8 protein-coding genes are annotated in these 7,540 nt (G+C 58.0%); 3 read left to right on the top strand and 5 right to left on the bottom strand.

The genetic code is table 11. The annotated features are described in order from the left end of the window. Positions 1-324 precede the first annotated feature (324 nt). A complete protein-coding gene (locus tag CWE01_RS29885; RefSeq protein ID WP_100944179.1) occupies positions 325-1,236 on the top strand; it encodes a LysR family transcriptional regulator in 912 nt (303 codons plus the stop codon). On the opposite strand, the gene CWE01_RS29880 is transcribed toward CWE01_RS29885, so the two are convergent. Then, on the bottom strand, positions 1,227-2,129 hold the full coding sequence (locus tag CWE01_RS29880; RefSeq protein ID WP_100944178.1) for an NAD(P)H-binding protein: 903 nt from the start codon (positions 2,127-2,129) through the stop codon (positions 1,227-1,229). The genes CWE01_RS29885 and CWE01_RS29880 overlap by 10 nt on opposite strands. A gap of 111 nt (positions 2,130-2,240) precedes the next feature. Next, positions 2,241-3,215 (bottom strand): porphobilinogen synthase, encoded by a 975-nt coding sequence (gene hemB, locus CWE01_RS29875; RefSeq protein ID WP_100944177.1) that lies wholly within the window; start codon positions 3,213-3,215, stop codon positions 2,241-2,243. A 683-nt stretch (positions 3,216-3,898) separates the two neighbouring features. Between hemB and CWE01_RS29870 the strand changes: the two genes are divergently transcribed. After that, positions 3,899-4,210, top strand: a complete 312-nt coding sequence (locus CWE01_RS29870; RefSeq protein WP_100944176.1) for a hypothetical protein — start codon at positions 3,899-3,901, stop codon at positions 4,208-4,210. A gap of 210 nt (positions 4,211-4,420) precedes the next feature. Continuing rightward, on the top strand, positions 4,421-5,110 hold the full coding sequence (locus CWE01_RS29865; RefSeq protein ID WP_100944175.1) for a fumarylacetoacetate hydrolase family protein: 690 nt from the start codon (positions 4,421-4,423) through the stop codon (positions 5,108-5,110). Positions 5,111-5,238: 128 nt separating this feature from the next. Here the strand turns inward: CWE01_RS29865 and CWE01_RS29860 are convergent, their stop codons facing one another. The 3 genes from CWE01_RS29860 to CWE01_RS29850 all read right to left on the bottom strand — a co-directional run bounded on the left by CWE01_RS29860 (position 5,239) and on the right by CWE01_RS29850 (position 7,123). Further along, a complete protein-coding gene (locus CWE01_RS29860) occupies positions 5,239-5,829 on the bottom strand; it encodes a hypothetical protein (protein ID WP_100944174.1) in 591 nt (196 codons plus the stop codon). Positions 5,830-5,870: 41 nt separating this feature from the next. Further along, entirely contained in the window at positions 5,871-6,431 is a 561-nt protein-coding gene (locus CWE01_RS29855; protein ID WP_100944173.1) for a hypothetical protein, read from the bottom strand. Positions 6,432-6,643: 212 nt separating this feature from the next. Further along, on the bottom strand, positions 6,644-7,123 hold the full coding sequence (locus tag CWE01_RS29850; protein ID WP_177410526.1) for a M48 family metallopeptidase: 480 nt from the start codon (positions 7,121-7,123) through the stop codon (positions 6,644-6,646). Positions 7,124-7,540 lie beyond the last annotated feature (417 nt).

Raw genomic sequence — 7,540 nt, 5'->3', positions numbered from 1 at the left:
CGTCGCCGAAGGTGGTTCTGATCGTTTGATCGACCGCCGTGTCGCCGAAGGTGGTTCTGACCGTCTGATCGACCGCCGCGTCGCCGAAGGTGGTTCTGACCGTCTGATCGACCGTCGTGTCGCCGAAGGTGGCTCCGATCGTCTGATCCAGAATCGTGCATGAGTCGCTTTACCGCAGCATCCAGCCAAGAGCCCGGCCTTACCAGCCGGGCTTTTTCTTTGCGCGCGGCACTGAGTCGTCCGGCACTCACCACTACCCGAACACCTTGCCCCGACTCCCCTCTTGAGGCAACGTTGCCACTCCACCGACCACAGGCTGACTGAATGGACCGTTTTCACGCCATGCGCACCTTTGTGCGGGTGGTCGATAGCCAGGGGTTTTCCCGCGCCGCTCAGGCCTTGTCGTTGCCGCGCTCCTCCGTGACCAGCCTGGTCAAGCAACTGGAGGCGCATCTGGGTTTTGCCCTGCTGCTGCGCACAACCCGCAGCCTGAGCCTGACCGACCGGGGTGAGCAATACTATCGACACTGCGTCCAATGGCTCGCTGAGCTGGATGCGTTCGAAGAGCAGTTGCGCGACACCAGCACCGCCCCCCGGGGACGGGTGCGTGTCGATATGCCCGGTGCCCTGGCCAAGGCCCTGATATGGCCGCGACTCAAGGATTTCCAGCAGCGCTTTCCGGAAATCGAGCTGATCCTGAGCTTGAGCGACAAACCCATCGACATGGTTGGCGAAGGCGTGGATTGCGTAATCCGTAGCGGACAACTGCCCGACTCGAGCCTGATCGCCAAGCCCCTGGGCGCCGTGCAATGGATGACCTGCGCGGCCACGACCTACCTCAACAGCCATGGCACACCGCAGACACCGGAAGACCTGGCGCAGCACCAGATCATCAACTACCAGGCCGCGCTGACGGGGCGGCCAAAAGCCTGGCAGTTTCAGATAGAACAGCAGACCCGCTCGATGGAGTTCGCCGGACGGCTGTGCGTGAACGATACAGAGGCCTACCTGCATTGCGTGCTGGAAGGCCTTGGCCTGGTTCAACTGACCGAGTTCCTGGTTCGCCCCTACCTGCAAAGCGGACGCATGCGCGAAGTGCTCACAGCGTTCAGAACCCCACCGACCCCGGTTTCAGTACTCTTTGCCCAGGGACGCAACCTGCCCCAGGCGACCCGGGTGTTTATCGACTGGCTGGAAGAGCTGGTCGAACGCAATCCGCTATTTCTTCAGACCTGAAGACCGTTCAAACGTGGCAGCAACGACTGGCGGACAAAGTCCTCATAACGCACGGTGCCCGTGGTTTTGCTGCTGCGCGGCTGTCGTGCGCGGATCTGCCCGCCGTTGATGGCCGCGACCACTTCGCACATCAACCCGATAATGCTGGTCGAGGCTCCGGCGGCGAGGAGTCCATCGACGAAGGCCTGCTCACTGATCTGGCGAAAAGCCAGGTCGGGACGCCCGATCAACTGACCGATCCGGCGGGTGGCTTCGCCCAGGCAAAGATCCTCATGACCCTGCAGCTCCAGCGCCTGCTGTCCGCTGAAGTCCAGCCTCAGCAGGTGTTCAACCGCCGCCTCGACGATGTCCTCAATGGCCACCAGCGGCATCCGCACCTTGGGATCGAATGGACTGAGCACCGCCTGTTCGGCCAGGATCGAGTCGGCGAAGGACAAGGTGTTCTCCATGAAGTAGCCCGCTCGCAGGTTCAACACATTCAAGCTCGAATGAGCCGCCAGGCGCCGCTCCAGGGCATGCAACCCGGCAACCGGACCATTGCCTGACGGCAAGTCGGCGCCCCAACTGCTCAGGACCACCGCATGGGTCAGCGAAGACTGCAGCAATGCCGCCGAGAGCGCACCGATGACGCTGTCCTGGAAAGCGCGGAAGTCCGGGCTGTCGATGATGTAGTTCGGTTGCAGCATGATCCAGGCCGCTTTCACACCGCGAAAGGCCTGGGTGAGCGCCACGGCGTCCGCGGGCTCGGCAACGACGACCTCGGCGCCCAGGTCGGCAAGCGCTTGCAAGCGTTCGGCACTGCGGCCGATCACCCGCACCGACTGGCCCGCCGCCAGGAGGCGACGGGCGATCTGGTGACCTGTACGGCTGGTTGCACCGGTGATGACATACATGGCTTGACCCTCTGAGTAGTGAGGGACGCAGCCTAACGCCGCCCAGCCCGCCGATTGTTCGTCTGCCATGAACACACAAACCGAGTATCCACGGTGCAACTTCGACGCGACTCAGATCCCGTCGCGGGCAATGTCCATCGCGAAGTAACTCAGGATGATGTCTGCCCCGGCGCGCTTGATGGCGCCCAGGCTTTCGCGAACGATGCGATGCTCGTCGATGGCCCCGGCCTGGGCACCGAACTTGATCATCGCGTACTCGCCGCTGACCTGGTACGCCGCCAGGGGCAGGCGTGACGCTTCGCGAATATCGCGAATGATGTCCAGGTACGCGCCGGCCGGCTTGACCATCAGCACATCGGCCCCTTCCTGCTCGTCCAGCAAGGATTCACGCACCGCTTCGCGCCGGTTCATCGGGTTCATCTGGTAAGCCTTGCGATCACCCTTGAGGGCCGTGCCGCCCGCTTCGCGGAACGGGCCGTAGAGGGCCGAGGCGAACTTGGTCGAATAGGCCATGATCGAGGTGTCGAGAAAACCCGCGGCGTCCAGGGCACTGCGAATGGCCTGGACCTGGCCGTCCATGGCCGCTGACGGCGAGATAAAGTCAGCCCCCGCCTGTGCCGCCACCACCGCCTGGCGCCCGAGGTTCTCCAGGGTCGCATCGTTGTCGACCGCGTCACCATGCAGCACGCCGCAGTGACCATGGGAGGTGTACTCGCAAAAACAGGTGTCGGACATCACCAGCATTTCCGGCGCAGTGTCCTTGCAGATCCGCACCATGCGCGCGACCAGACCCTGCTCGTTCCAGGTGTCGCTGCCCGTCGCGTCCAGGTGATGGGACACGCCAAAGGTCATCACCGACTTGATACCGGCGCGGGCATAACGCTCGATCTCGCTCGCCAGTTTCTTTTCCGGGATCCGCATCACCCCGGGCATACTGGTGATGGGCACGAAGTCGTCGATGCCTTCCTCGACGAAAATCGGCAACACCAGGTCATTGAGGCTGAACTCGGTTTCCTGGAACAGGCCCCGCAGGCTTTCATTTCGGCGCAGGCGACGCAGGCGCGTCGTCGGAAATAGCTGTGACATCGTGTTTCCCGAGGCTGATTCAGAAGCTACCGAGCTTAGGCCAGTCTCCCGCCGTTTTACATCGGCAGATCCAGAAAGGTCTGTTACGCAGGCTGCAACAGTACGACACGTGTCGAACCCACCGGCGTTACTAGGTAATCCTCTGAAACCAAGACTTACCGGTCACATTTCGTCCATCCAGCCCTTTTCCAATGTTGTAAGAAATCGTGACTTTGCAATATGTAGTGCTTAAAAATATTCACTACAAAATGGTTGACGCCTTCTTTCCGCGCTTGCATGATGGACCTGCCTCCCCGATCGGGAGCGCTGCAAAAGCTGTTGTTACAACAGGCTCGACAAGCCGTCGAGCTGTTCCGGATCTGTACTGCCCACAAGGCAGATTGATGAAGCTGACCTGGCGTGATCGTCCCAACGGACGAGAAGCACTGGCCTAACGTCCTCAAAATGCTTGTGGCTGACTTCGTTACTGTCGTCAGCGCCGTTCTAAGGATTGCGCTGCTGCTTCTTATCGTTGAAACGTTGCGTGTAGCAGGGTTTGAACCCCGCTACATAAATCGCGCCCAGGGCCGGCGCCACACTCGACGGACACCATTGTCCGTGTGCGGCACCGCAGCAATTCGCCGTCTTGGCAACGATACACACGTAAACCAGACAGATTAACGAGTGGTCAAAGGGGCTTTAACATGAATCTGAACAATCAAACGACTATCGATCAACTGGCTGGCCTGTTCGCATCGCGCAAAGACAGCCTTGACGACCATATTCTCTGGATCAGCCAGACCGGAGACGTGAAACTCGACGCTCGCTCGCCTTACGCCGACGAGCGCGCCTTCAGCCAGGCCCAGCCCGCGCTGTTCGCCTGCATCAAGATGTACCGCCGGGGCCAGGGCTATGTCGGCAAGAAAGCCGCAGCCGACAAAGACTTCATGGCTCGCGTGCTGCAATCGCTCAAGTCGGAATGGGCCTCCCACCATGCCCTGCCGAAGAGCGCCTGAAGACTCGCGATAACTGAGTCACGCAAGGCGTCTCACACAAAACCCGGCTATCGCCGGGTTTTGTTTTTCTGCAAGCACGACCCGACGGCACCTCGCTGCCGTGCAAAATCCAGAAGCCTGCTGGATTTGTCCAATTTCCCGCCGCACCACTCCTCCACACTTGAGCCATGGCCACGGACCCACGGCCCGATTCCAACGAGGAGAAATACCATGAGCGATTATGTGTTCGCCCCCCAGACCATCCCATCCCTGGCTGTAGAAGGCGAGTCGGCGCGCTTTCCGATTCGCCGAGTGTTCTGCGTCGGCCGCAACTACTCCGAACATGCCCGGGAAATGGGCCACGACCCGGACCGCGAACCGCCGTTCTTTTTCATGAAACCCGCCGATGCGGTGGTCCCGGCCAGCGGCGTGATCGCCTACCCACCACTGACCCAGGACCTGCACCACGAAATCGAGCTGGTGGTGGCCATCGGTGAAGGCGGCACGGATATCGACCCGGACGACGCTCTCGCCCATGTATGGGGCTACGGCGTCGGCCTCGACCTGACACGCCGGGATATCCAGGCCCAGGCCAAGAAGCTCGGACGGCCGTGGGATTGGGCCAAGGGTTTCGACGAGTCGGCGCCTTGCACCGCTTTGCGCCGCGCCACTGGGCTGGGGCATCCGCAAAGCGGCGCGATCTGGCTGAAGGTCAACGATGTCGAGCGCCAGCGCGGCGACCTGGCGGATCAGATCTGGTCAGTGCCGGATGTGATCAGCCATATATCGCGCTCGGTCGAACTCAAGGCCGGCGACCTGATCTTCACCGGTACACCGGCAGGCGTTGGTGCCCTGGTCGCGGGGGATCGGGTCAGCGCGGGGATCGAGGGGGTCGCTACGTTCGAACTGACCATCGGTTGACGCTGATCGGTGGCCGGAATACCACGTATTGCGGGTGCTTCCCGCGCTGTCGAAGATCATGCCCGCAGGCAATGCACGATCTTCGGCGGCACATCGCTTAAGTGAGTGCCCTTCGAATCCGCGACCTTTTACACCTTCTTCCTCGCCGCCTGAAGGCGTTTTCTTCGACCGGCCGCCTTCACCGCCGCTTCCCTTCCCGGCCATAGCGACACGCCCAGGGCAATAAGAATCACTGCGCCCAGACCACACACAGAGATCATCACAACATTCGTCTTCCACTCCCCCGTCGCGACAGCTTCGCTTCTCCAGGCCATCCATGGATGGTCTGGCGACACCCTCAGCCCTTCGGCTGCCGCCTTGTCGCAGAATCGTTTCGCGAGCGAGCTCTGCTCACTCTCGCTGATAACAGGGTCAGGGTGACGGCTATACCTCGGCGTATCTGGCGGCGTCCACGTTTCCTGGTAGTGGCGGGCGAAGCCGTCCCCGTAGCTGAATGTAGCCGAGACGTCCCACCACGAGTCCTGTTTGCTGTAGTGCATGTTCATCGTGCATTGATCGACTCGAGCCTCGACCGATGGCCAGCCACGCGCTTGCCAAAGCGTGGCGGCATCGTAAAGCGCCATGCCAGCGCAAACGAGGAAGGCTACCCCAAACACGATGAGGGCAATCGAGCGAATACCGGAGAAGAAGGTGATGAGCGGGGTAAAAAGTCTCTGCATGGTTTCCCTTGAGAGGTAGCCTTCGGTTTCTCAAATCGGACTCAAAGACCCGATACGCTTGCCACGGGAATACGCGCCTCTGACTGGGTGACATCGTAGACATGCTGTTCACAGCGGTCACTCACAAACTGAAACTCCACCAGATAGACCTTGCTTCGCTCCGGTGTGAATATGCTTCTGAGCGGGCCACATCGGTAGAGACTGCCAATGCTTTCGCCACTGGCGTAACCCAACACCTCGAACGATTGATCGGCGTCGGCCTGTACTTCAAGCTGCGGGAAGTGCTTCAACGTTGCGCTGTGAACCGTTTCGTTGAGTTTGGCAATCCAGCCGAACACCTTGCCTCGGCCGGTATCCGCTACGGTTCCCTGTACATCCATACGCTGGTCAGGGTCCTTTGCACGCCTGATCGAAAACTCTACCGGGAAGGTGGCACCCGACGCTTTCATGATGACCTTGGCGTGCTGCGCGTCGACAGTCACTTTGCTCTGACCCAGTTGGATACCGTCGTTGAGCAAACTTGGGGAAGAGTTTCTGACGTTGGATTTACACCCAGGCAATATCAGAATCAGGCTCAACATTAACAGCGACGTCTTTTTCATGAACACTCCATGTACAATATTGAAAATCACTTTCTGTCCGACTGAAGCATCTCAGGAGCAGGCAACGCTACCTGTTAATTTCTCACGTAATCTGCAACTACGAGAATAAGGGGCGGCGGATTCAAATCAAAAAGAGATGGATTTATTCTCAGATACAGCTGGAAAATTTACCACCTACCCACATAAAAATAAATCTATCATTTTTAGGGACATTACTGAGTTTTCAGCAAATCAAGACGACTCAAAATCATTTTTTTGAAATTCTCATCCGGATTGAATCCGAGACACTTTTCAAGGTCCACGATGGCAGCCTCATTATCACCCAGCGCGTGCAAAACACTAGATCTATTGTAGTAAATCAATGGGTGATTCGGATCCAGCTCGATAGCTTTAGCAAAATATTTGAGCGTATCTGAAAATCGCTTCAATTCAAAATAAATCGTAGCCATCGCACTATAAGCTAGTGCATCTGCATACCCCAGCACAAAAGCTCGTTCCAGATCAATGAGCGCCATATCGAATTTTTTCAGCATCGCATACGCGGTACCACGATCAGCATAAGCCAAAGCATTGTCTGGATCGACCTGAATGACATCCCCGTATAAACCAAGCGCATCATCAGTCCGACCTTGGGATAGAAACCCTCTTGCCCTCATACAAAAAACCGATAAATCAATCTTATTTCCACTCATACAACCACTCTTTGAGGACATTCATACTCGCCCTCATTATTGTTCAATTTTTTCAATCAGACTCAACAGATAAGCCTCCATAACATCGAAGCGGATCGCCGTCGCATACGAGCGCTTCGGATCTTGCCGTGAATGCGCTCTAATCGAAGAAGGAACCCCCTCACTCAACCACGGACAAAGGGGACCGGACAAAGGGGACGCGGACAAAGGGGACGGATTTATTTTCGACGTACCTGGCAGGAGCACTACCTTATTCATAAAAATAAATCCGCCCCCTTTAGGTCCGTATTATTTTCACTTACCATTTCACCCCACCCTGTTTAACCGGTGCAAAATCTTGCGGACCTATAGACTTCACCGTCCCATTCGGCTGAACTACTGATGTAAAAATTAAAATAAATCCGTCCCCCTTTAGCA

The sequence above is a fragment of the Pseudomonas sp. QS1027 genome, assembly GCF_002814235.1.
Lineage (GTDB): Bacteria > Pseudomonadota > Gammaproteobacteria > Pseudomonadales > Pseudomonadaceae > Aquipseudomonas.
Note: the sequence above shows the minus strand (reverse complement) of the source record. Positions and strands in the feature narration are given on the sequence as shown.